A 21,974-nucleotide genomic window follows, 5' to 3' on the forward strand; every position below is an offset into this window, starting at 1 on the left:
TTTATACCTGCGATTCACCTTGTACTGGATATGCCCGACTCGAGGGACGCCGACACGCGAAAAACCACCCAGACGTCGCTTGCAGTCGTCGAAGCGATCAATACACTCGACGGGGCGACGTTGACCGAACTGGCCGATCATACCGGCCTCGCAACCAGTACGCTCCATACCCATCTCAAAACGCTCGAGCAAGCGGAGTACGTGACCCGAATCGACGGTACGTACGAACTCGGATTGCGACTTTTCTACATTGGGGAAAACGCTCGTCGACGCGACCCCAGATACACCCTGGCCCGAGACAAGGCATTCGAACTCGCAAATCAGGTGAACGAGGAGGTAAGTTTCGCAGTCGAAGAGTACGGCCGATCGATCATCCTCTACGACGAGACGCCGTCGCCGTCGGATCCCGGCTTTCAGGTCGGTCGCTACTTCCACATGCATAGCTCCGCAAGCGGCAAGGCGATGCTTGCAGCGTTCTCGGGGGATCGCGTCCACGAGATCATCGATACCTGGGGCCTCCCGAAATATACGGAGAATACGATCACCGATGTGGACGAATTACTCGACGAACTCGAGCGAGTTCGAGAACAGGGGTATGCAGTGAATCGACAGGAAGAACTCGAAGGATTACACTCGGTCGCGATGGTGATCGACAATCCAGACGGATCGGTCTTCGGTTCGTTGGATATCTCCGGCCCACCGTATCGCCTACCGGAGGATAACGAGATCGCCGCACAGTTACGCCCCGTCGTTACCGAACTCGAGTCCGAACTCGAGCAGTACGACTGATTTACTACTGTACTTATGTAAAACATTGTCGTATATAAACTAGTTTTCGAGTGCTATGCAGTAGTATTTACGATGTGTTCTCTCATCAAACAGTCTGAAACTGAGTACTTTAATTGGTAAAAACATGATAGGACCGCCGACAGCGAACCTGTATGTACTCTCTTTTGATTGGTATCTATTAAAGATTAGTGAATAATATTGTGTATATATCAATAGTAACGAATTTAATCATCCAGCTATCGATTTTAAACGACGAGCGACTATACCCACTATATTGATCGATCTGAATAAAAATTGATTTCATGCTTTATAAATGTGTGTTGACCGTCTCCACAATTCGGGGTGGGAGCCAGTTAGTCAAGTATGTTTATATGTAGGGTTTGCACAATTCTGTCCGACAGTATGACTACGCCGACGTAATCGAAGCAGACATACTCGTTTTGGGTTACCGCGGACGCGGCGGCGAATTCCCACAAGTTCTGCAGCAGTATTAACTGTTTATTCGATAGCTCGTCCGAGCCATCTCATTGGCAACGATCTGATACCCTTCGTCGACTCCCATTCCGGGCTTTGCCAGTATCTGTGCCGGTTGTGTCGCGAGCGCTATCTGCGCACAGACTCGAGCCGAAACATCCGTTTCCGCACAGCTTCCGCCTAAGTATGCACGCGTATCGGTGTTTTCGCAGTACTGGACAGCGTCGATACTTGCAGTAATTTCACCGAGATCGGGCGTCTTGATCTGGACGACATCGACCGCGCCGGCATCAACAAAGGCGGTGACATCGTCGTAGGTGTTACAAAACTCGTCGGCGATGATGTCTACGGGTATCGAACACTCGGTTAGGGCGTCCCGGAGTGTTCCGAGTACACGAATCTGATCATCGCGTGATCCAGCCTCTATCGGACTTTCTACTTGGAGTGAATACGGCGATGCAGCGTCGCCGAGAGCTGCGAAGTAGTCTATCACCTCGTTGCGATCGTACGGGGGCGAGAAGATTTCCCCGACCGTCCCGTAGATATCTACGTGAAATGTCGGGTCGTACTCCGGAGAACTGAGCTCGGTCACTCGATCGCTGAGCCACTCCAGGTACTCGAGGAGCCGTTCTCCATCGGGGCCGATCTCAGCTACCGAGTTAAACAGCCCGTGAGGAAGAACGGGAACCTCTTTGAGAATCATCTTTTCGGCGTTTCGACGGCGGTCACTGCCGCTTTGACAGTAGATTGGAACCGGTTTGGGCGTACGGTCGATGCTGTATTCGGCACCGATTACCTCCGTCATCGTCTGTCCGGACGCCGTCGCTGCAGCATCGAGTAGCGCTTGGGAGACGCCGTATCGGACTGCCGTGTGTAACTCTTCCGTCGCAGCAATATCGCTCAGAATCTCGACGTTGGTCGTAAACTCACGGGCATCCTGACCGGCGAGGGCTTCTGAAACCGTCGTCTCAATCTGCTCGAGGTGATCCTCCGCAGTAAAAACCGTGTCGCGGCCACCGAATCCCGAGTATTGGACTGCTGTACAATCACCCAGACCGGTTCGGCCGTCTTCGAGTTCGATTATTACACTTGCGGCTTCGGCTGGCTGGCGGACATCGGTAAATCCCGCGGTAATCACCTCTCCTTTGTACAGAAATCCGTCTCGTTCCGCGTTCGCCACGATAGCTTCCTTATCGTCAAAGTAGAATCCACCCGTCGTCTCCACTGCGGTTATGTTAGCTACCTTTGTCATTTGTCGTCCATGCCAGTATTTATTGGGGGGTTATATATAAATTCCTATTACAGGGGCAGCATTGCTCTCGGACTGTATCCCGTTGTGGCAAACTCTTTCTATTATACATGGAATTGTCTTTCCCATGGCTCTTTTCTCGGGTCGGCGAGGAGATCGATTATTTACAAGTGTATGGGTGTAACCCTGGTGCTGGATCGAAGCGGTGGTACACGGTGGATGACGTATTCGTGTTCCAATTCAACGACTCGGATACGGTGCAGAAGACGGCCAATCCCCCAAAGAGACGGTGAGCTAAAAATCATGAGGCAGGGTTTTCAGGATACCCCCACCCAGCACGGGAGAGAGCACCTCCGCTACCGATACGATCAGTGGATGTTCGCTACGCTGAACGACGAGAATTCCATGATACATAGATTTATGAGGGTTAGAGAGCAAGAGAACGTATGACCCAGAGTCAACGTTTAACGACGACCGAAACATCGCTAGCGGTTATCGAGACGATTCAGGAGCTTGACGGGGCGACGCCGGCCGAACTCGCGGCGACACTCGAGTTATCCGAGAGCACCGTATACAAACATCTCTATACGCTCTCAAAGCACGGTTACGTCGCCTCTGACGGCGACGAATACCGACTCGGGGCGAGATTCTATCACATCGGGATGTACGTCCGGAACCGCAGCAAGGTATACGAACTGGCGGGCAAGTACGTCATCACACTCGCCGAGCAGTCCGACGAGGAATCCGATTTTGGAATCGAGGAGAACGGGCGCATCGTGACGCTATTCGATTCGGTCGGCAGTTCCGCCACGCCGAGCTCTCGGCTTAACAACTACGAGTACATGCATACGACGGCCATCGGGAAGGCAATCCTCGCTCGATTGCCCGAGTCACGCGTCGACGAGATCGTCGACCGATGGGGACTCCCGTCACTCACAGCGGAGACAATTACGTCGCGAGCGGAGCTCGACGCCGAACTCGACCGCATTCTGGAACGGGGCTACGCGATCAACGATCAGGAGTCGATTCCAGGCAAACGCGTCGCCGGCGTCGTCGCTGAGGATCCGGACGGACACGTCATCGGGGGGTTCACCGTTTCCGGCCCGGCATACCGGATCGAAGACACTGACCTCCACCAGGAATTTCCCGACATTCTGCAGCGAGTCGTGCCGGAGTTCGAGGCGGAACTGGTTTCGCAGGGACTCCTGTAACCTGACTCGAGATCGGCGAACGAACGGATAATCTATAGTCGCCACTGATACAATTTCCCGTCCGTCAGTTCCGACGCAACCGCCGTCCAGGTCGTGGTTGCGCCGGGACATCGGTACAGTACTCATCTATTTTCCGGCTATATTTGTTGAATATCCTGTAGTAAACGCCACTGCATCCCCCAATCTGATCGCTTCCCTCCTTCCATTCAAAAGATTAAAATAGTGTAGGTCTCACATTGAGTGTGTATGACATACGAATCTCTTCCGGTTGCAGCACTGGCACTGGCACCACCGATTCTCGCGATCGTACTCGCGATGTATACGCGGCAGGTTCTCGTGTCGTTGTTCGCTGGGGTATGGGTCGGTGCATTGATGATTGCCAGCTGGGATCCGATTGCGGCGACGGCGCTGTCGATGGGTTGGATCGTGGAAGTCGTTAGATCGCCTTTCAACACCACGTTTTTGATCTTAATCATGTTTATGGGTGCCGGCGCCGCGTTTATCTACAAATCCGGCGGGATCCTTGCGCTTCAGAACTGGATCGGCCACCGGGTGAACACGGCCCGTGACTCCCAGATTTTGACGTGGATCATCGGGATTTTCATCTTCTTCGACTCGTATACGAGCACGATCGTTACAGGTAACGCGACTCGAGAACTCTCTGAGGAAACCAATACTTCCAGGGAGATGCACGCCTACGTGCTCGACTCGACGACGTCGCCGGTGACGACCTTCGGTCCGGTTTCAAATTGGATCGGGTACCAGGTCTCGATGATCATTGTCGGGTTCGAGGCCGCGCGCTTCACTGCTTCGGAAGTCGGAATCACTGCCTTTGGTCTGTTCCTCCAGAGCATTCCGTGGAACATCTACTGTTTCCTGGCCTTTTTTATGGTCGGGTTCATCTCGATCACCCAGCGGTTCTACGGCCCGATGCTGGACGCCGAGTGGCGCTCGCGGGCCGAGAAGAAGACTCGCCGTGACGACGCGACGCCGCTTTCCGATATCACGACCGATGTCGGTGAGCCAAGCGAGAAGAACCCGACCCTGTTCAACTTCTTCGCACCGATTCTGACGCTGCTGATCGTCGGCGTCGTCTCCCTGTGGTGGCTGGGCGGCGGCCACCAGCCTGGCGTCGATGTTGCGACTGCATTCCAGGAGACCGATGTTGCGCTCGGACTTCTGTACGGTTCGTTCGCGTTCATGGTCGTCGGGATGTTCGGTGCGGTTGGCTTTGGCGCCATGGACCTCGAGGAGGCCAGCGACACCGTGATCAATGGGTTCAAAACGATGATGATCGCGGCTGCGATCATCGTCCTTGCCTGGAGCATCGGCCACGCGGCCGAACAGGTCGGAACGGCACAGTACATCGTCGACGTGATGGTCGGCAGCGGTATTCCTGGGTCGTTCTTGCCGCTTATCATCTTCGTCGCTGCGATGTTTATCGCGTTCACGACGGGGACCTCCTGGGGGACCATGGCGATCCTGACACCGCTTGCGATCCCGCTGGGGTACGAACTGGTTGGCTTGTCGATCCTCCCAGTTTTGATGGGTGTTCTGTTCGGCGGCGCAATCTGGGGTGACCACGTCTCGCCGATCAGCGATACCACCGTGATGTCTTCGATCTTCGCCGGGTCCGATCACATCGACCACGTGAACACGCAGATCCCGTTCGCGATGACCGCAGCCGGCGTGACCGTGGTCGCGTTGCTGCTGTACGCCGTTGGAATCACCTCCGCGATGGTGTTGCTCCCACTGTCGATCGTCCTCACCGCTGGCGTCGTCGTCGCGCTGAACAAGTTCGACGCGCGCCGCAAGAACCTCCCAGAGGTTATGCCAACGGCCGAGGCGATCGACAACGGCGAGGTCGATGTTGCGGGAATCGAGAACGGGAATCGCTCCGCAGTGACGGGCGCTAACGGAACCTACGACTTCTTCACGTCGATCCCGCTTATCGCGGTCGGCGTCGTCCTCGCGTACCTCGGTCTGGTGTTCGCGTTCGTGACCTTCGGATTTTGACTCACTCGCAATCGATTCTGCCTTTTCCTCGCGTTTGTTCGGGACTGCTTGACCGAACTAAGACCGATCATAACCGCTATACGTCTCCTTCTGTTAGTGTCACACATGCCATCCGTCCATGCTATCGCCACCGGTGGGACGATCGCGGGTACCTCGAGCGAGGACGGGACCGTCCCGACCGAATCGGTCCAGGAACTGGCGCGAGACTATCCGGATGTCTTCGACCGCGTCGATGTCGAACTGGATCAGTTGATGCAGACGCCGAGTTCGGAACTGGCTCTTGAAGACCTCGAGGCGCTTGCCGGCCGAATTCGGGCCGTCGCTGACGATGTCGACGGCGTCGTGGTCTTCCACGGAACTGACACGATCGAGGAGACGGCCTATTTCCTCGATCTTGTCCTCGAGGGAGACGTGCCCGTCGTCCTTACGGGTGCCCAGCGGGCACACGACCAGATCGGTCCCGACGGGCCGGCGAACGTCTGTGGCGCGTTTGACGCGGCGAGCCACGAGTACGTCCGTGACGGCGTCTACGTCTTCTTCAACGAACGACTCCATGCAGCACGGCCGGTGACGAAGCACCACAGCAGTAATCCCGACGCCTACGACTCGGGGAACTACGGGCCGGTTGCCGAACGGACGCCGGATGGGTTCTGGTTCTACCGGCGTCCCGAGAGTCTGTCGCGGACGGTCTCGGTTCGGGAACTGACGGCGACCGTCACTGTCGTCCCGACGTCGACGGACACGGACGGCGACCTGATTCGAGACACCGTCGACCGCGGCGTCGACGGCATCGTCGTCGACGGGCTCGGACTGGGAAACGTCCCCGAAAATGTGGCTGCAGCTGTCGCAGACGCGATAGAGGCGGGCGTCACTGTCGTCGTCACGACGCGGTGCCGAAACGGCGTCGTTGCCGGCGTCTATGGCTCTGGCGGTGGCGGACGGACGCTCGAGGAGGCGGGTACCGTATTCGCGTCGAACCTCTCGGCTCACAAGGCCCGGCTCAAACTCCTTGTCGCACTGTCGGCACGGGACCACGGCGACGATGTCCGTGGGCTCTTTGATCCCGAACGGTATGACGGTCACGGATACGTCCGAACTGAATGAGATGTGTAACTGTCTCCACAAAGCCGACGTTCCGTACAGAAATCGCACAATCAAAACAGATGTGACCGACTCGACATAATTACTCTATTCTGGTATAATTGGGGAATACTAACTTAGAACCAATATAATAGGAAGGGGACTAACTCAAGCGTCGATGATTAGGGCGTCGGGATGTCGATCGGCCGTACCTCTTCTGACCGTTCTCGGCGGCGCTGTGTAGATATGAGATGCCGGAGTAATGCGGTGTAAGTCGGGGTTTTTGTGCCTACGTTCGACCACCATGACGACCTTCCCACCGAGATTTAGTTAGATTTTGTAGAGTACAACGTATCCCCGAGCGAACTACTATGACGCAATATCAAACTCTATGTTCAAAACAACCAACATCGAATACAACTCATAATATTTAACTATTCACTATCCAGACTGCTGGCGGGCTCCTTACGAACGGTGGCGTAGCGCCCTCGCTCAGCAAACCCACAGCCCAAAACCAGCCGAGACGTTTTTGGCCAGTAGCTTTAGGCTGCCTTTCTCCCAATATTCACCTAGCGGGGGCGACGGGATATCGAAGCTTCCAACACCAATTGGCTCGCGCACCCCGCTACTGATCCTATCGGACAGAACTATCGGACGAATTCGCCGGACCGGTCCACCGAAGTCGCTTTATTGCCCGCTGTCCGACGATATGAACTCCTTGTGACACACCGAGTTCAGGAGGTCGTCGCTCTCGCTCGGGTGGCTCCGCTCGGTCGATGATTCTATTAACCGATACCGGACTTCTATTACAGATACCTGTTACAGACTTCTGTAGTAACCTGGGAACGGAGATAGCCCACTCGAGGTCTGGCCCCGATACGGTTTAGTGTACGCTGTTGCCGGTGTAACCGCGACCCGGACCACGGTTGCGCCGGTAACTGTAGCGTTCACCGCTGGCGGTGCCGTTACGGGCTCGGGGCCGCTTTTTGCAGGGCTGTTTCGGCAATGTTCCCTCCGTAGTCTCCACTTCGGGAAAGCGAGTCGAGAATCAACCCCAGCGATTGGGCGTGGGCCGGCTCGAGCTCCCGGAGCATGTCGTCGATGTGGCGCGTGTGTTCGTCGATCTCGAGGACTGACTCGAGCGCGTCGTGGCCGAAATCGGTTGCCTGGTCGCTTTCCTCGGCAAACAGCGCGTCCATCGCTTTCTCGATGATATCGTCGGTATCGCTGTGGAGGTCGAGCAAGGCGTCGGCGACGTTGTCCGGAATGTCGTCCAATTTGAGCGTCAGCTGACTAATCTTGACGGCGTGATCCGCGATGCGCTCGAGTTGACGGGCACTCGAGTGGTAGTCGAAACAGTCTTCGCGTGGCACACCGAGTTCTTCGGCGGCTTTCGGTGATCGCAACGTCGCACGAAAGATGCGGGAGACGACGAGCCAGAGGCGGTCGACGTCGTCGTCGCGCTCGGTGACGTCGTGGGCGATGTCGTCGTCGTTTTCGACGAGGGCGGTGATCGCGTCCTCGAGCATCGAGGTCGCGATCAGGCGCATTCGGGTGACGGCGTTGATGATCGATAGCTCGGCGGAGTCGAGCAGATCCTGGACGACGACGGTACCGGTCTGCTCTTCGACGATTTCGACGCCGATGAGCCCCTGGATCGCGTTTCGGATCGCTCGCCGTTGGTCGGTCGTGATGCGATCTGCCTCGAGCGTGATGATATCGAAGCCGCTGACGTACATCGTGAGGACGGCTCGAATCAGCTGTTCGTCCTCGAGGGTCGCTATCTCGAGTGTGCCCTCCTGATGTTCGGTCGTGGTCTGGGGCGTCACGAGCAAGGTGTCGTCTTCGGAGTACAGTTCGACGGTCGAGCCGTTACTGATGTCGTTTGCCGTTGCCCACGTCTTGGGTAGCGAGACGGTGTATGTCGAGCCTCCAGTTACCTGGACTTTCCGCGTCTCCATATAGCGCACTCTCTATGGGAGGAACATAAATCTATCTTCATCTATAGAGTCAGTGGTGATTGCACGCCACTTGGCGACGATTACTACTGTGTTTGTCCTATCCAAACAGAGAGATACGTTCGATACTATACCATATATATCACTATATATTTGAATGTACTGCAATCTACGCGCCAGGGGTCTGCTCCCCGTATTCGGGTTTGGTCCGTCGCGGATCTCGGATCGTGTTCGTCTCCGTCCGCATTCTGTTCGTGTCGCGTGAGGGTGTACAGTGAGAGACATGGCTAATAGACGATGGTACTGCCCCCTCTTGTGGACTATGTATCGATATAGAGAACTCTATTTGGATCAGCAGATAGATATATAGATATTAGCATTGCCTTTATACCGTCCGCGGCACAGTTGACGTGATGACGGACAACACGTCCGGACAAACCGGTTTCGGCGGGGTATCGAGGCGGAACTTCCTGGCTGTCGGTGCCGTGGCAGGAGTTGCAGCGATTGCCGGTTGCAGCGCGAGCGGTGACGGTGAGCTTTCCGGGACGATCGATGCGTCCGGGTCGAACACCGTCGCACCGATCACGTCCTGGGCCGGGGAACAGTTCTCCAACGAGTACCCCGATGTCCTCGTCGATGTCGCACCGGAGGGAACCGGTGCCGGCTTTCAGGAGTTCTGCCGGGCGAACTCCGACGTCCAGAGCGCGAGTCGACAGATTACGGACGACGAAGTCGACCTCTGTGGCGAGAACGATGTCGAGTACGGCTTTATCGAGGTCGGTCTCGACGGACTCGCGGTCGTCAAGAACGCCGAGAACGACTGGGTCGAGGAGATCACGCTCGAGGAACTGCAGCAGGTCTGGGAATTCGAATCCGACGTCGAAACCTGGAGCGACATTCGAAGCGAGTGGCCCGACGAAGAGATCGAACTCCACGCACGTGACAGCGCGTCGGGCACGTTCGACTACTTCACTCGCGAGATCAACGGCGAGATGGGCAACGTCCGCGACGACTACTCCGCGACCAGCCAGACCAACGAGATCATGGGTGCCGTGGCCGACAACGAGCACGGCTTCGGCTGGGGTGGTCTGGGCTACCTTCGGGATATCGAAGACGATCAACCGATCGAGGCCGTCCCCGTCGAGAGCGACCAGGACGGCGACTTCTATCTCCCCACGCAGGAGAACATCGAGGAGGGGAACTACTCGCCGCTCGCCCGCCCCCTGTTCGCGTTCGTCAACATCGCCAGCCTCGAGGACCGAACCGACCTCATCGGTTCCTTCGCTCGCTTCTACACCAACGGCCAACACGAGTTCGCCCGCGATGAGGGCTTCTACGCCACGACTGACGCCGCACAGCAAGAGAACCACGACAAGATCGACGACTGGCTCGACCAGGTCGGCGCATCGCCCGACGATCTCACCGTTCAGCGAGCGTAACCACGGAACCATACGATGAGCACTGAAACGAACCCCGGACCGGGGATTACCGGTGGCGGCGGTGCCGAGGAAGACATGGCGGCCAACAGACGTGCTCGCCGTCTCCTTTTCGGCTGTGCGGCAATTACCGTCGTCACGACGCTGGCGATCTTTTTCGTATTGCTCGATAACGCCGCGAGTTACTTCTTCGGTGCCCGATTTACCGAAATGTTGCTCGGCGCAAGCGCCGAACGGTCGGTCACGTTCACCGAGTTCTTCACCGGGGCCCGGTGGGCCCCCGACCACGCGACGCCGGCCCACGGTGTACTCCCCATCGTTTTCGGAACGCTCGCGATCACGGTCGGTGCTGCGTTCGTCTCGATCCCGATCGGGACGGCGACGGCGATCTATCTCTCGGAGTACGCTTCCGACGGCGTTCGCGCGAAACTCAAACCGACGCTCGAGATCCTTGCCGGCATTCCGACGATCGTCTACGGATATTTCGCGATCGCGTTCATCAATCCGGTCGTCCTCAGTCCGATCGCGGAGACGCTGTTCGGGATCAATATCGGTCGATACAGTATGCTCTCGGGGATGCTCGTCGTCGGCATCATGACTATCCCGATGGTCTCCTCGATCAGCGAGGACGCGATGTCGGCCGTTCCCGACGACCTACGTAACGGGGCCTATGCCCTCGGAGCGACGAAGTTCGATGTCTCGACGAAGATCGTACTGCCGGCATCGATCTCGGGCGTGTTCGCCTCGTACATCCTCGCGGTTTCGCGGGCGATCGGCGAGACCATGGCGGTCACGCTGGCGGCGGGGTTCAACGCGAACATCACGCCGAACCCGTTCGACGAGATCATGACGATGACGGCGTACATGGTCTCGATGGCCCGCGGGACGACCGCGGTCGGCACCGTCGAGTACCAGAGCCTGTTCGCCGTCGGCCTGCTGTTGTTCGTGATGACGCTGGCGATGAATCTGTGCAACGATTGGTTCAAACGCCGCTTCCAGGAGGAATACCGATGAGTACGGAAACGGACGACACTCTGTTTACCGATGTCGACCTCGTGTGGGAACACCGCAAGAACCGGATCTTCCTCGCCATCATCTTCGCCGCGTCGCTGTTCGGCGTCGTTGCGCTCGCACTGCTATTGCTCGACGTCGCGAGCGACTTCTACGTCGGACTGACCGAATACAACATCAGCCTCGTCGATTTCTTCACGCGTGATGGCTCCCGGCGGGAGGAACTCTCCGGCTTCCGAGGCGCTATCGTCGCGTCGATCATGCTGATGATCGTGACGGCGATCCTCTCGTTTTTCGTCGGCGTCGGTTCGGCGATCTACCTGGAGGAGTACGCTCCGGACAACCACATTACGCGGCTGATCGAGGCGAATCTGGCGAACCTCGCTGGCGTCCCCTCGATCGTCTACGGGCTGCTTGCATTGGCCGCGTTCGTCAACGGGATCGGGATGGGACCGATCCTGCTGGCCGGTGCGATCGCACTCGGGTTGCTCGTCATGCCTATTATCATCGTCTCGTCCCAGGAGGCGCTTCGGGCGGTCCCCGACGGGGTCAGAAACGGGTCCTACGCGACTGGTGCTACGGAGTGGCAGACGATCCGCCGGGTCGTGCTACCGGCTGCGATGCCCGGCATCATGACCGGAACGATCCTGGGACTCGCCCGTGCGATCGGCGAAACGGCACCGCTTATCATGGTCGGGGCGCTGTTCGTCAACCGAATGCCGTACGGCCCGCTCGACCGGTTCAGCGCGATGCCAACCCAGATCTACAACTGGGCTGCCGAACCGAGTCAGCACTTCATCCATCTCGCCGCTGTCGGGATCGTCGTGTTACTCGCGTTCGTGTTCGCGATGAACGCGGCTGCGATCTACGTGCGGAACAAGTACGAGACAGAGGTATAACATGGCTACAGATCACGAATCGGAACCGACGACGAACGACGCACAGCTCATTACGACCGACGTTCAGGCGACCGGAACCGGACGCAATGGAGAGCCGACCGAACCCGTCGTGACGGCGCGCGATCTCGACGTCCACTACGGAGCGGAACAGGCACTCAACGACGTCGATATCGATATTCCGGAACACCGCGTGACGGCGATCATCGGTCCGTCCGGCTGTGGCAAGTCCACGTTCCTCCGCTGTGTCAATCGAATGAACGACCAGATAGATAGCTGTCGCATCGACGGCGAGCTGTCGTTCCACGGGAAGAACGTGTACGACGAGGACGTCGATCCCGTCGCGCTGCGACGGAAAATCGGGATGGTCTTCCAGAAACCCAACCCGTTCCCGAAGTCGATCTACGACAACGTCGCCTACGGCCTCCGCGTCCAGGGGATGGCGGGCGATGTCGACCTCGACGCCGCGGTCGAACGCGCCCTTCGCGGGGCGGCCCTCTGGGACGAAGTCAACGATCAACTCGACTCGAGCGGGCTCGACCTCTCCGGCGGGCAGCAACAGCGGCTCTGTATCGCACGGGCGATCGCACCCGATCCGGAGGTCATCCTGATGGACGAGCCGACGTCGGCGCTCGACCCCGTCGCGGCCTCGAAGATCGAAGATCTCATCGACGACCTGGCCGATGAGTACACCGTCATCATCGTCACGCACAACATGCAACAGGCGGCCCGTATTTCGGATAAGACCGCGGTCTTCCTGACCGGCGGCAACCTCGTCGAGTTCGACGAGACGCCGACGATCTTCGAGAACCCCGCCGACGACCGCGTCGAGGACTACATCACCGGCAAGTTCGGCTAACCATGTCACGAACCGAATACCAACACCAACTCGAGCGCCTACGCGAGGATGTCCTCGAGATGAGCGATGTCGTCTGTCAACGCCTGCGACGGGCGCTCGAGGCCTACGAGCGAACCGACGAGGACCTCGCACAGCGGGTGATCGACGGCGATCACGAGATTAACCAGCTGTATCTCGACCTCGAGAGCGACTGTATCGATCTCCTCGCGCTCCAACAGCCCGTCGCGGGCGATCTCAGGTTCATCGCCTCGACGTTCAAGATCATCACCGATCTCGAGCGCATCGGCGACCTCGCGGTGAACCTCGCCGAGTACACGAAACGCGCGCGGCGCGAGCGCTATCCCGACATCGACATCGCCCACATCGGCACCGAGACCGTGTTGCTGGTCGAAGACGCGATGGCAGCGTACGCGACGAACGACGCCGACGCGACGGCCGATATCGCCGCGACGGACGACGAAATCGACTCGCTTTGTGAACGCGCGAGTCGAATCGTCGTTCTCGATCTCGTCGACACGCGAGGCGGTGACGACGCCCTTCTGGAGGATGTCTCGCGGATGTTGCTGACGATCCGCGATCTCGAGCGGGTCGGCGATCACGCGGTCAACATCGCCGCGAGAACGCTGTACATGGTCGATAACGACGACGAACTGATCTACTGATGAGCCAGAATCACCTGTCGCCTGGATCCCAGGAGCCGGTCGAACGGAAGGTACAGATCGCCGGCAACTCGACGTTCGTCGTCTCGCTTCCCAAGGAGTGGGCGACGGCTCAGGGCCTCGAGTCGGGGACGCCGATGTATCTGTACCCCCACGACGACCGACTCGTCGCCGCCGCCAGTACGGTGTCGACTCGAGATCGAACGCGCCGGATCGACGTCGACGGATTGTCCACGGACGCGGTGCTTCGACGGGCCCGGACGGCCTACGTCGCCGGCTGTGATCGAATCACCGTCGCCGGCCTCGAGGCGGCCGAGCCGGAGCTTCGCCGACAGGTAGAGCGGGCCGTCGCCCGACTCATCGGGATCACGATTCAGGAAGATACCGCGGACAGGATCGTCATTCGAAACCTGCTCGACGCCAGCGAGGTGTCGCTGCCACAGACGGTCACGCAGGCCCGTCAGCTCGTCCTGGAGATGTACGCCGATGCCATCGAGTCGCTGTGTACCGACGATACGACACTCGCACGACGGGTTATCGACCGCGACGACGACGTCGACCGACTGTTCGCGTTCGTGAGCCGCGGCTTTCACCGCGGGCTCGAGGACGTCCACGAGATCAATCGGCTCGGCACGGACCGCAGCGAGGCGTTTCGCCAGTATCGGATCGCACGCGACCTCGAGCGAATCGCGGATCACGCCGAAGGGATCGCGACGATCACGACTCGCCAATCGGGACCGCCGGACGACCCACTTGCGGAGCGACTCGAGTCGGTCGGCGCTGACGCACGAACGGTCGTCCGACAGGCTCTCGAGGGTGAGATCGATCAGTCCCACGAGACGGCCTCGAGCGTTCGGGCGTCGACGGCCGAACTCGATCAGCAGCTGTACGCCCAGAACGAGTCCGACGCGTACCTCTATGGGACTGCGATCCAGCGAGTCCGGCGAACAGCGGCAAACGGCATCAACATCGCTACCGCGATGGCCGAAACGTCGATCGATGCTCGAGAGTAACGTCGATCAGTTCACGAGAGTAACGTCGATCAGTTCACGAGAGTAACGTCGTTTCTCCACATCGAGGGATTCTCGTCGCCAACCGGCAGTCTTTACATAGCAATATCATCTCCGTAGACCGATCTCTGTCCGTCAAACAGACAGGATCCTACGAGAATTTCTAACTGTGTGCGGACGAGAGACTCCGCAAGTCAGCAACGACGATGGGGCGGGAATGCTCTCGTAAAACCGAAACCGAACGATTGCCTAGAGCAATTCGGGCAGCATTTCCAGCGACTCGACCTCGAGGTATGTCTCGAGTTCCGGTTCGATGTCGTCGTTGTGCGCTCGTCGAACGAACACCGGCATCAGGCCGGCCCGTTCGGCGGCGATGAGATCGGTAACCCGGTCACCGACGTAGTAGCCCGCCGAGACCTCGAGCGCGTCGAGGGCCTCCTCGAGATAGTACGGACTCGGTTTGCGCCGGAAGAAGCCGTCGACGCCGAGGTCCCGACCGCGGACGAACGAGAACTGCTCGAGTTCGAAGTGATCGACGACGAACGAGACCGCGGGATCGTAGTTGTTGCTCACGAGGCCAGTGTGACAGTGCTCCTGTATCTGGTCGAGGGCAGTCACGTCGGGGTACAATTCTCGTTTACCGGCGCGGATCCGGTCGATGATGTAGCTCGTCGAATACTCTTCGCGGCGGTGATACAGTTCGGTCGGATCGATGTCGATCGTCTCACAGGCCGCTTCGAAGGCCGAGGTATACTCGTAGGTCTCGAGCGGTTGCCGTTCGCTGCGGTCGAGATCGAGTCCGAGGTCGTCGAGCACGTCCTCGAGGGCGTTAGTGTGGACGACTGGATCGGACCCTCGTCCCTCGAGGATCACGCCGTCCATGTCGAAAAGCACGGCGGCGTCGCTTCGGTCGTCGGGCGTTGCGTTCAATCCGTCGTTTGCTAATGTCGTCGTCATTGGTACGGTAGCGTTTCGGTTTCGTGTTACTCTGGACAGCCACAGTCGTCGGCTGTCGAATCTGGATCTTCGTCAGTAGTCGAATCGCTGTCATCATCAGCAGTCGAATCCGTCTCCGCGTCGGCATCGTCGTTCGACTCGTCCTGGTCCGTTGCATCGACGAGACAGCCCGCAAGCGCCGTCGACAGCCCCAGACCAGCTCCTCCGAGGAGGCGTCGACGACTCGGCCGATCGATCGGTGTCTCAGCCACGTCGATCACCGGACCATCGCTCGAGCGCGAGCGGAGACGGTTTCGCTCAGGAGGACGATACCCAGGATCGCGATGAGTATCAGCGCGACGGTCGACCACTGGAACGCGTCGACGGCGTCGAACAGTTGGACGCCGATACCGCCGGCGCCGACGACACCGAGAATGGTCGCCCCGCGGACGTTGATATCCCAGCGGTAGACGCTGATGCCGACCAGTGCGGGCTTGATCTGCGGGATGACCCCGTAGAGCAGCACCTGGAACGTGGAGGCGCCGGTCGCGTCGATTGCCTCGACCTGGTCGAACGCGATCTCCTCGATTTCCTCGCCGAGGAGTTTGCCGACGAACCCGATGGATCGGACGCCGATCGCGACCATGCCGGCGAAGGCCCCGGGACCGAACATGACGACGAACAACATCGCCCAGATGATCGTGTGGACCGAGCGCGACACCGTCACGATGAGTTTGCCGACCGCGTAGGTCACCCTGTTGGGGGTCGTATTTCTCGCTGCGAGAAAGGCCACCGGGATCGACAGTACGACGGCGAGAATCGTTCCCACGACGGCGATGTGGATCGTTTCGATCAGTGGCATCACGATATCGGGCGCGTAGGCCCACTCCGGCGGATACATCCGGACCGCCAGGTCGAGCAGTTCGGGCGGCGAACTCGCGACGTACTGCAGATCGAGGTCGAGCCAGAGCCACGAGCTGAGGACCGTCGCCGCCGCAAGTACCGCGATCGCCAGCCGCTTGATTCGGTCTCGAGTGTCGTACCGTTGCCAGTTGCGTCCGGGTTCGACAGCCATCACTGAACCCTCCGTCGGACGTACGCGCTAAATAATTCGCCTGCAAGCACCACGACGATGATCGCGACGAGGATCGTCCCGGCGAAATCGTACTCGTAGCGATCGAACGACCGCATCAGTAGGGTTCCGATGCCGCCGGCTCCGACGATGCCGATGATCGTCGAGGAGCGGATATTGATGTCCCAGCGGTAGACAGTTAACCCGATAAACCGGGGTGCAACCTGTGGGATGACCGCGTACACGAACGTCTGGAAGCGAGACGCGCCGCTGGCTTCGATCGCCGATTTGGCTCCCATGTCGATATCTTCGATGTCCTCGGCAAACAGCTTCGAGAAGAAGCCGATCGTCAGGTAGCTGATCGCGATGATTCCCGCGAGCGGGCCGACGCCGACCGCCTTGACCGCGATGATCGCGATAATGAGTTCGTCGATCGATCGCGTGATACTGATAATACCACGGTTGAGGTAGTACAGCGGTTTCGGGGCGAGGTTTTCGGCCGCACCAACCGCGACCGGCACCGAAATCAAGACGCCGGTAAACGTCGCGACGAACGCCATCGCGATCGTTTCGACCATGTAACGGCTGACACGTTCGAGGTTCGCACTCGAGGTGTCTGGCGGGACCATGCTCTCGACGAGCAACACGCCATTTTGGACGCCGATCAGCACTCTCGGTAGCGTGACGCCCGACAGGAGCGAGACGATCGACCAGAGCACGAACAGCGTCGCGCCGCCGTAGACGCCCCACTTGAGCCGCTGACTCCGAAAGGCGGTCGGCCGCTGCCAGTCGCCGTTTCCGGTGGTCACCTCGCTAGCGCCGTCCTGTGTCGCCACACTAATCACCCGTGAGTGACGGTGTATCGACGACGCGTTCGGTGTCGTCGGTCCCACCGGATTGGGACGTCGTGTCTCGATCGGCCGTCGACGCTGCGATGGCTTCGCCCCGATAGATGACGTCTTTGGCGTTCTTGTCGAGGTCGTCCGTCGGGCCGTCGAAGACGAGCTCGCCGTCGTGGAGACCGAGAATTCGGTCGGCGTACTCGACGGCCAGCGGGACCTCGTGAATGTTGATAATGATGGGGATATTCCGTTCCTCGGCGATGGCCGTGAGCAGTTCCATGACGGCGTGAGACGAGTCGGGATCCAGACTCGAGGTGGGCTCGTCGGCCAGGAGTATCGTGGGCTCCTGGACGACGGCACGGGCGATGCCGACGCGCTGGCGCTGGCCGCCGGAGAGTTCGTCGGCGCGCTTGTTCTCCATGTCGGCGAGGCCGACCGTCTCGAGGATGTCGTAGGCCCGCTCGACGTCTTCGGGCGGGAAATTTCGCCGAAGTGCGGCCCAGTTCGAGACATAGCCGAGGCGACCGGAGAGGACGTTCTCCATGACGGTCAGGCGTTCGACCAGGTTGTACTCCTGGAAGACCATCCCGATGTTTCGCCTGGCCGCTTTCATCTCGTCGTCCGCGAGCGCGGTGAGATCCTCGCCGTCGAGTCGGACCTCGCCCTCCGTGGGTTCGGTTAGTCGGTTGATACACCGGATGAACGTCGATTTTCCGGCTCCGCTGGGGCCGATCATCGCGACGATTTCGTTCCCTTCGACCGTCGTCGAAACGCCGCTTACTGCCTCGTCGCCTGTCGAATACACCTTGCGTAGGTCGATTGTTTCGAGCATAATTGGTTACCGTGGACTACTGTCGGTCGGTTACAGGTTCGCTTCGTCGTACTCGACGTCGTTGTACTGCTGGTTGATCATGACATCGTGCCAGTGGTTGACGTAGTCGACCTCGACGAACTGCGGGTAGGCGGCTTCGGCGTAGGTGGTTCCCTCCCAGTCCGTGTGCAGCCAGGTTTCGCGTGCGCCCTCGATAATCTCTTCGTGGAGGTTGTACCGATAGCCGATCGGGCCAGGCGGGAACGGATCGGCCGCCCAGACGACCTTGAAGTCGTCGAAGTCGATGTCGTCGACCGCTTCGACCGTCTGCTCCCAGCAGGTGCTGCAGATCGGCCCGCAGTCGTAGTCGCCGTAGGCGATTCCGCGAGCGGACTGTTCGTGTCCGCCGGACATCTCGGGATTGTAGTTCTCGCCGTTGGTCAAGCCAAAGTGTTCGTCGAACAGCGCCGACGGTGCCTGGTTCCCCGAATTCGACGACGCTTCCGTGTGTGCGACCCGGTGGTCGTTGAAGTCTGCGACGCTTTGAATCTCGTCCATGTCGGCCCGGGTAATCGCCAGCAACCGGTAGCCGAACTGGCCGTCGCCTGCGACGCCGGTCGCCAGCGGGACCATCCCGGCCATGTTCACGCCGAACGGCGTGTTCCCCGTCGCGAAGTTCGCGAGGTGGATCCGTTCGGACCGCATCCCCTCGACGACCGCCGCGTAGCTGTCGATCGTCTGAAACTCGACGTCGCGACCGGTTTCGGCCTCGAGTTTCTCGATCATCGGCTCGATCTGGTCGCCGTAGGCCTGCTGGGTGTCTTCGCGAGGGAGGTCGGCGTAGACGATCGGGTCCGGATCGATCCATTCCGAGGAATCAGCAGGGTGAGCTGCCGGTTCCTGTCCGTAGACGGCCGACTCACGGCCACGATTTCCCATCGCTTCGAGGTCGTGTTCGGAGCCACGGATGAAGTCGTGCTCGGCCATCTTCCCCCCGAGGTAGTTGTTGTTCTCCCAGTCGGGATTCTGTGGGTCGAAGTCGTCCGAGAGCATCGGGTCACCGATCCCGCCGTTACCGTTGCCATTGCCGTTACCGTCGTCACCGCCGAGTCCGGCACCTGCCTCGCCACCGTTACCGTCTCCCTCGAGACAGCCGGCTAGTGCGGCCGTCCCGACTGCTCCCCCAGCAACGATGAAGTTTCGTCGCGTCCGATCGATACTCGAATTGGAGTGGTTGTCCACCATCAGCAGTATCTCGCGACGCCCTCCTCAATAACACTTATATTATTGATACTTTCGGCCGGGTACGACTCGGTACGCCGCAGGGACGCAAGTAGTGTGAACAAGTTACAACGTACTGGCCCGATCGATACGTATCGATACCTACTGGTCAAACCGGTACGTATCGATACCCAGTAGACAGTTCGAATACGGTCGAATATATCTGTTTGAGCGCTCGAAAACCGAGAATTTGAAATGGTGGGACGCAAAGAGACGGTATGATTCGCAGGCGATTGCTCACCAAGGGGCCGGCAGACCCGCCGGGGTTCGACCGGGCGGCGTGTCCATCGTCGCCGACCGACCTCTACATCAGCTACGACGGATCACGATTCCACTGTCAGGCGGTTTCGTCGGCCAATGGGTCGTGGGAGCTGTTGTTCGGCCGGCGAGCGGACGGCGATCGTTCACGCTGGTTTCGCTTTCGGCAGGACGAACTCGTCGATACGCGACACGTCTCACGGCCGGTCGACGGTGCGATCGCCGACGACGGGACTGCAATCGTGGTCTCGGCCGGCGACCCTGCGACGCTCGGTGGCGAACTGACCGTTCTCGGCGACGACGGGATCGTCCTCTCTCGGCAGTTCGACCGGAGCCTCGGCCGTCCCGTCGTTCGGCCGGACGGCGACGTCTGTGCCATCTCCACTCGGCCGCCGGAGCCGACGGTGTACGGATGCTGTCTGCGGACGGAAACGTGGATCCTCGAGCGAACGTTTCGGGAACGGACGATTCGGCTGCTTGGCTTTCACGCCGACGGCGACGAGTCGTATTGTTACGTCGGCGTTCGTTCGGCTGGGGATCCGTATCTGGCACTGGACGAAGAGGGCGAGGTCGCCTGGGAGAGCGACCGACACTGGGCGACGCGGTCGCTTGCCGACCGTGTCGGCTCGTTCGTCGACTCGATTCGATTGGGTGCCTAAACACACGCAATCGCCGCCGACGTGACTCCCAGCGGGTTACGAGTAGTAGTCGACGAACAGCCGACACTGTGTCTCGAGGCTGTCGCTGACCGACTCCCAGTCGACGAAGCGATGCGTGGGTCCGATAACGGCGACGATCGGCTCGTCTCGATAGACGCCGATCGATCGCTTGGCCGTGGTTTCGATCGCGACGTAGGGACCGTCCCGAATCGTCTCCGCGTCGCGATACGGCTGGGGCAGGTCCGATCGCCGAACGCCGAGGAGGAGATGGTTCGGCATGAATACGAGCGCGGTCTCGTAGTCGAACGGTGGCTGGGAAAGCACGCCGGCCAGCAGGTAGGTTCCGTCTTTACAGTCACTCACGCCGTCGACGAGCGTTTCCTCGACGGTCCGATGATAGTCGTGGACACCCTTCGAGTCGATGTCGGCGGCGTACTCGAACGACTGGACGAATCGCACGACGGTCACGAGCTCTGCTCTTCCGAGACCGTTCGTTTCGGTCAGCTCTCGATCCGAATTCGCCGGCAACAACTGATCGACGAGGTGGCGGGCGTACGGATTTCGCGTCGACTCGAGAAACGTCCGGAAATATCCGCGGGGACGATTCCGGGATCGATAGTACGCGGCTTTGCTTACCGGATACGTCAGTTCGGTCGCTCGAGCCCCGGCTCCGATCCAGCGATACTGCGTCTCGAACCGACCCTCGAGATCGGCTCGGGTGAGGTCGAACCACGCGCCCGAACCGTCGGTCGGTGGGTCGTCCACCTCGTCGATGTCGTCCGCTGATCGCCCGCGGGGATTCGATTCACAGAGGTACTGCCCCGCCGTGGTTTCCGTCTCCGGGAACCGGCATCGAATCTCGTATTGCCAGCGTTCGACGAGGGACTCGAGCACCGCGTCGTCGAACTCGAACGTCACCGTTGGTGGCTTCGTCGACTCACAGACCAACGGCCCGTCTCGAGCGCGAAGTATTTTCCCGTCCGGAAAGCGGCGTTTGTACGCGATCGGCTCGAACGCGGGCATTCGACCCGACGAATCGAACTGAACCGTGATCGACTTCGACGACTGCGCGACGATCGTCGCCTCGATCGACGTTCGATTGATCGCGACCGGGTCGGCAAACCCCTGATCGGCTAGTTTGGACACGACCGACCGTGTGGCGGTTGATGGGCCGTATGCGAGCCCGCTGCCGATCGATCCGATACGTGCGACAGCCGTCAGTAAGTCACGGCGGTTCATAGCGGTAGGTGACCGGCGCCGATCCGGCCCTAAGTGGGTGTTTTCACAATCGCGTCTTTAATACATCGAATTTTTTATATTTAGGGACGCGTACCCACAGGTACTTGTACGGTCGACTATGTATCGTGTGGGTTTTGAAATCAGGTGCTTCGAGTCTCCTCGTGGGCGGATTCGATGCTCAGACGGCTACATCTCTCGCGGGAGTCTCGATCACGTGATTCTCTGTAT

Annotated in this window: 20 protein-coding genes; 11 read left to right on the forward strand and 9 right to left on the reverse strand. The window is 59.3% G+C overall.

Going from position 1 to position 21,974, the window contains the following annotated elements:
- Positions 1-30 precede the first annotated feature (30 nt).
- Positions 31-789 carry an IclR family transcriptional regulator gene (locus tag D8Y22_RS19410; protein ID WP_141466321.1) on the forward strand — a complete coding sequence of 253 codons (759 nt, stop codon included), beginning with the start codon at positions 31-33 and terminating at the stop codon, positions 787-789.
- 490 nt (positions 790-1,279) lie between these two features.
- Here the strand turns inward: D8Y22_RS19410 and D8Y22_RS19415 are convergent, their stop codons facing one another.
- On the reverse strand, positions 1,280-2,515 hold the full coding sequence (locus D8Y22_RS19415) for a methylaspartate ammonia-lyase (protein ID WP_141466322.1): 1,236 nt from the start codon (positions 2,513-2,515) through the stop codon (positions 1,280-1,282).
- A 443-nt stretch (positions 2,516-2,958) separates the two neighbouring features.
- Here D8Y22_RS19415 and D8Y22_RS19420 point away from each other — a divergent pair, with 443 nt between their 5' ends.
- From D8Y22_RS19420 to D8Y22_RS19430, 3 genes are all read left to right on the forward strand, one after another.
- Positions 2,959-3,723, forward strand: a complete 765-nt coding sequence (locus tag D8Y22_RS19420) for an IclR family transcriptional regulator (protein ID WP_141466323.1) — start codon at positions 2,959-2,961, stop codon at positions 3,721-3,723.
- A 246-nt stretch (positions 3,724-3,969) separates the two neighbouring features.
- A complete protein-coding gene (locus D8Y22_RS19425; RefSeq protein WP_174811926.1) occupies positions 3,970-5,739 on the forward strand; it encodes a Na+/H+ antiporter NhaC family protein in 1,770 nt (589 codons plus the stop codon).
- Positions 5,740-5,844: 105 nt separating this feature from the next.
- Entirely contained in the window at positions 5,845-6,843 is a 999-nt protein-coding gene (locus tag D8Y22_RS19430) for an asparaginase (protein WP_141466324.1), read from the forward strand.
- 941 nt (positions 6,844-7,784) lie between these two features.
- Here D8Y22_RS19430 and D8Y22_RS19435 read toward each other — a convergent pair.
- Positions 7,785-8,780, reverse strand: coding sequence for a phosphate uptake regulator PhoU (locus D8Y22_RS19435; RefSeq protein ID WP_141466325.1), 996 nt, complete (start codon positions 8,778-8,780; stop codon positions 7,785-7,787).
- A gap of 410 nt (positions 8,781-9,190) precedes the next feature.
- Between D8Y22_RS19435 and D8Y22_RS19440 the strand changes: the two genes are divergently transcribed.
- Genes D8Y22_RS19440 through D8Y22_RS19465 form a run of 6 tightly spaced genes read left to right on the forward strand, consistent with a single transcriptional unit; the run spans position 9,191 to position 14,651 of the window.
- The gene (locus D8Y22_RS19440) at positions 9,191-10,216 is read left to right on the forward strand and encodes a PstS family phosphate ABC transporter substrate-binding protein (protein ID WP_141466326.1); all 1,026 of its coding nucleotides are present in this window, start codon (positions 9,191-9,193) and stop codon (positions 10,214-10,216) included.
- Positions 10,217-10,231: 15 nt separating this feature from the next.
- Complete coding sequence (gene pstC / locus D8Y22_RS19445; RefSeq protein ID WP_141466327.1) at positions 10,232-11,227, forward strand: phosphate ABC transporter permease subunit PstC; 996 nt, start codon at positions 10,232-10,234, stop codon at positions 11,225-11,227.
- Entirely contained in the window at positions 11,224-12,123 is a 900-nt protein-coding gene (gene pstA / locus D8Y22_RS19450) for a phosphate ABC transporter permease PstA (protein ID WP_141466328.1), read from the forward strand. The genes pstC and pstA overlap by 4 nt, the downstream gene beginning before the upstream one ends.
- Position 12,124: 1 nt before the next feature.
- Positions 12,125-12,979 (forward strand): phosphate ABC transporter ATP-binding protein PstB, encoded by an 855-nt coding sequence (pstB, locus tag D8Y22_RS19455; protein ID WP_141466329.1) that lies wholly within the window; start codon positions 12,125-12,127, stop codon positions 12,977-12,979.
- 2 nt (positions 12,980-12,981) lie between these two features.
- A complete protein-coding gene (gene phoU, locus D8Y22_RS19460) occupies positions 12,982-13,641 on the forward strand; it encodes a phosphate signaling complex protein PhoU (protein WP_141466330.1) in 660 nt (219 codons plus the stop codon).
- Positions 13,641-14,651 (forward strand): phosphate signaling complex PhoU family protein, encoded by a 1,011-nt coding sequence (locus D8Y22_RS19465; protein ID WP_141466331.1) that lies wholly within the window; start codon positions 13,641-13,643, stop codon positions 14,649-14,651. Before phoU ends, D8Y22_RS19465 begins: the two co-directional genes overlap by 1 nt.
- Positions 14,652-14,897: 246 nt before the next feature.
- On the opposite strand, the gene D8Y22_RS19470 is transcribed toward D8Y22_RS19465, so the two are convergent.
- The 6 genes from D8Y22_RS19470 to phnD are packed head-to-tail and all read right to left on the reverse strand — an operon-like array spanning position 14,898 to position 19,554.
- Positions 14,898-15,605, reverse strand: a complete 708-nt coding sequence (locus D8Y22_RS19470; RefSeq protein WP_141466332.1) for an HAD family hydrolase — start codon at positions 15,603-15,605, stop codon at positions 14,898-14,900.
- A 26-nt stretch (positions 15,606-15,631) separates the two neighbouring features.
- Positions 15,632-15,856 (reverse strand): hypothetical protein, encoded by a 225-nt coding sequence (locus tag D8Y22_RS19475; protein ID WP_141466333.1) that lies wholly within the window; start codon positions 15,854-15,856, stop codon positions 15,632-15,634.
- 5 nt (positions 15,857-15,861) lie between these two features.
- Positions 15,862-16,659, reverse strand: coding sequence for a phosphonate ABC transporter, permease protein PhnE (gene phnE / locus D8Y22_RS19480; RefSeq protein ID WP_141466334.1), 798 nt, complete (start codon positions 16,657-16,659; stop codon positions 15,862-15,864).
- Positions 16,659-17,492 (reverse strand): phosphonate ABC transporter, permease protein PhnE, encoded by an 834-nt coding sequence (phnE, locus tag D8Y22_RS19485; protein WP_141466335.1) that lies wholly within the window; start codon positions 17,490-17,492, stop codon positions 16,659-16,661. Before phnE (D8Y22_RS19485) ends, phnE (D8Y22_RS19480) begins: the two co-directional genes overlap by 1 nt.
- A gap of 1 nt (position 17,493) precedes the next feature.
- On the reverse strand, positions 17,494-18,330 hold the full coding sequence (phnC, locus tag D8Y22_RS19490) for a phosphonate ABC transporter ATP-binding protein (protein WP_141466336.1): 837 nt from the start codon (positions 18,328-18,330) through the stop codon (positions 17,494-17,496).
- A 30-nt stretch (positions 18,331-18,360) separates the two neighbouring features.
- A complete protein-coding gene (gene phnD, locus D8Y22_RS19495) occupies positions 18,361-19,554 on the reverse strand; it encodes a phosphate/phosphite/phosphonate ABC transporter substrate-binding protein (protein WP_141466337.1) in 1,194 nt (397 codons plus the stop codon).
- Positions 19,555-19,808: 254 nt separating this feature from the next.
- On the opposite strand from phnD, the gene D8Y22_RS19500 reads away from it, so the two are divergent.
- Entirely contained in the window at positions 19,809-20,507 is a 699-nt protein-coding gene (locus D8Y22_RS19500) for a hypothetical protein (protein WP_141466338.1), read from the forward strand.
- A 36-nt stretch (positions 20,508-20,543) separates the two neighbouring features.
- Here D8Y22_RS19500 and D8Y22_RS19505 read toward each other — a convergent pair whose 3' ends face one another.
- Positions 20,544-21,746, reverse strand: coding sequence for a hypothetical protein (locus D8Y22_RS19505; protein WP_174811927.1), 1,203 nt, complete (start codon positions 21,744-21,746; stop codon positions 20,544-20,546).
- Positions 21,747-21,974: the final 228 nt, after the last annotated feature.

The sequence above is a fragment of the Salinadaptatus halalkaliphilus genome, assembly GCF_006543045.1.
GTDB classification, from domain to species: Archaea; Halobacteriota; Halobacteria; order Halobacteriales; family Natrialbaceae; genus Salinadaptatus; species Salinadaptatus halalkaliphilus.

Excerpts from the sequence above, each read along its gene's own strand:
- phnD (WP_141466337.1), bottom strand. The coding sequence starts at position 19,554 with ATGGTGGACAACCACTCCAATTCGAGTATCGATCGGACGCGACGAAAC.
- D8Y22_RS19430 (WP_141466324.1), top strand. The coding sequence starts at position 5,845 with ATGCCATCCGTCCATGCTATCGCCACCGGTGGGACGATCGCGGGTACC.
- phoU (WP_141466330.1), top strand. The coding sequence starts at position 12,982 with ATGTCACGAACCGAATACCAACACCAACTCGAGCGCCTACGCGAGGAT.
- D8Y22_RS19440 (WP_141466326.1), top strand. The coding sequence starts at position 9,191 with ATGACGGACAACACGTCCGGACAAACCGGTTTCGGCGGGGTATCGAGG.
- D8Y22_RS19410 (WP_141466321.1), top strand. The coding sequence starts at position 31 with ATGCCCGACTCGAGGGACGCCGACACGCGAAAAACCACCCAGACGTCG.
- pstC (WP_141466327.1), top strand. The coding sequence starts at position 10,232 with ATGAGCACTGAAACGAACCCCGGACCGGGGATTACCGGTGGCGGCGGT.
- D8Y22_RS19425 (WP_174811926.1), top strand. The coding sequence starts at position 3,970 with ATGACATACGAATCTCTTCCGGTTGCAGCACTGGCACTGGCACCACCG.
- pstA (WP_141466328.1), top strand. The coding sequence starts at position 11,224 with ATGAGTACGGAAACGGACGACACTCTGTTTACCGATGTCGACCTCGTG.
- D8Y22_RS19435 (WP_141466325.1), bottom strand. The coding sequence starts at position 8,780 with ATGGAGACGCGGAAAGTCCAGGTAACTGGAGGCTCGACATACACCGTC.
- D8Y22_RS19500 (WP_141466338.1), top strand. The coding sequence starts at position 19,809 with ATGATTCGCAGGCGATTGCTCACCAAGGGGCCGGCAGACCCGCCGGGG.
- D8Y22_RS19505 (WP_174811927.1), bottom strand. The coding sequence starts at position 21,746 with ATGAACCGCCGTGACTTACTGACGGCTGTCGCACGTATCGGATCGATC.
- D8Y22_RS19470 (WP_141466332.1), bottom strand. The coding sequence starts at position 15,605 with ATGACGACGACATTAGCAAACGACGGATTGAACGCAACGCCCGACGAC.
- pstB (WP_141466329.1), top strand. The coding sequence starts at position 12,125 with ATGGCTACAGATCACGAATCGGAACCGACGACGAACGACGCACAGCTC.
- D8Y22_RS19415 (WP_141466322.1), bottom strand. The coding sequence starts at position 2,515 with ATGACAAAGGTAGCTAACATAACCGCAGTGGAGACGACGGGTGGATTC.
- phnC (WP_141466336.1), bottom strand. The coding sequence starts at position 18,330 with ATGCTCGAAACAATCGACCTACGCAAGGTGTATTCGACAGGCGACGAG.
- phnE (WP_141466334.1), bottom strand. The coding sequence starts at position 16,659 with ATGGCTGTCGAACCCGGACGCAACTGGCAACGGTACGACACTCGAGAC.
- D8Y22_RS19420 (WP_141466323.1), top strand. The coding sequence starts at position 2,959 with ATGACCCAGAGTCAACGTTTAACGACGACCGAAACATCGCTAGCGGTT.
- D8Y22_RS19465 (WP_141466331.1), top strand. The coding sequence starts at position 13,641 with ATGAGCCAGAATCACCTGTCGCCTGGATCCCAGGAGCCGGTCGAACGG.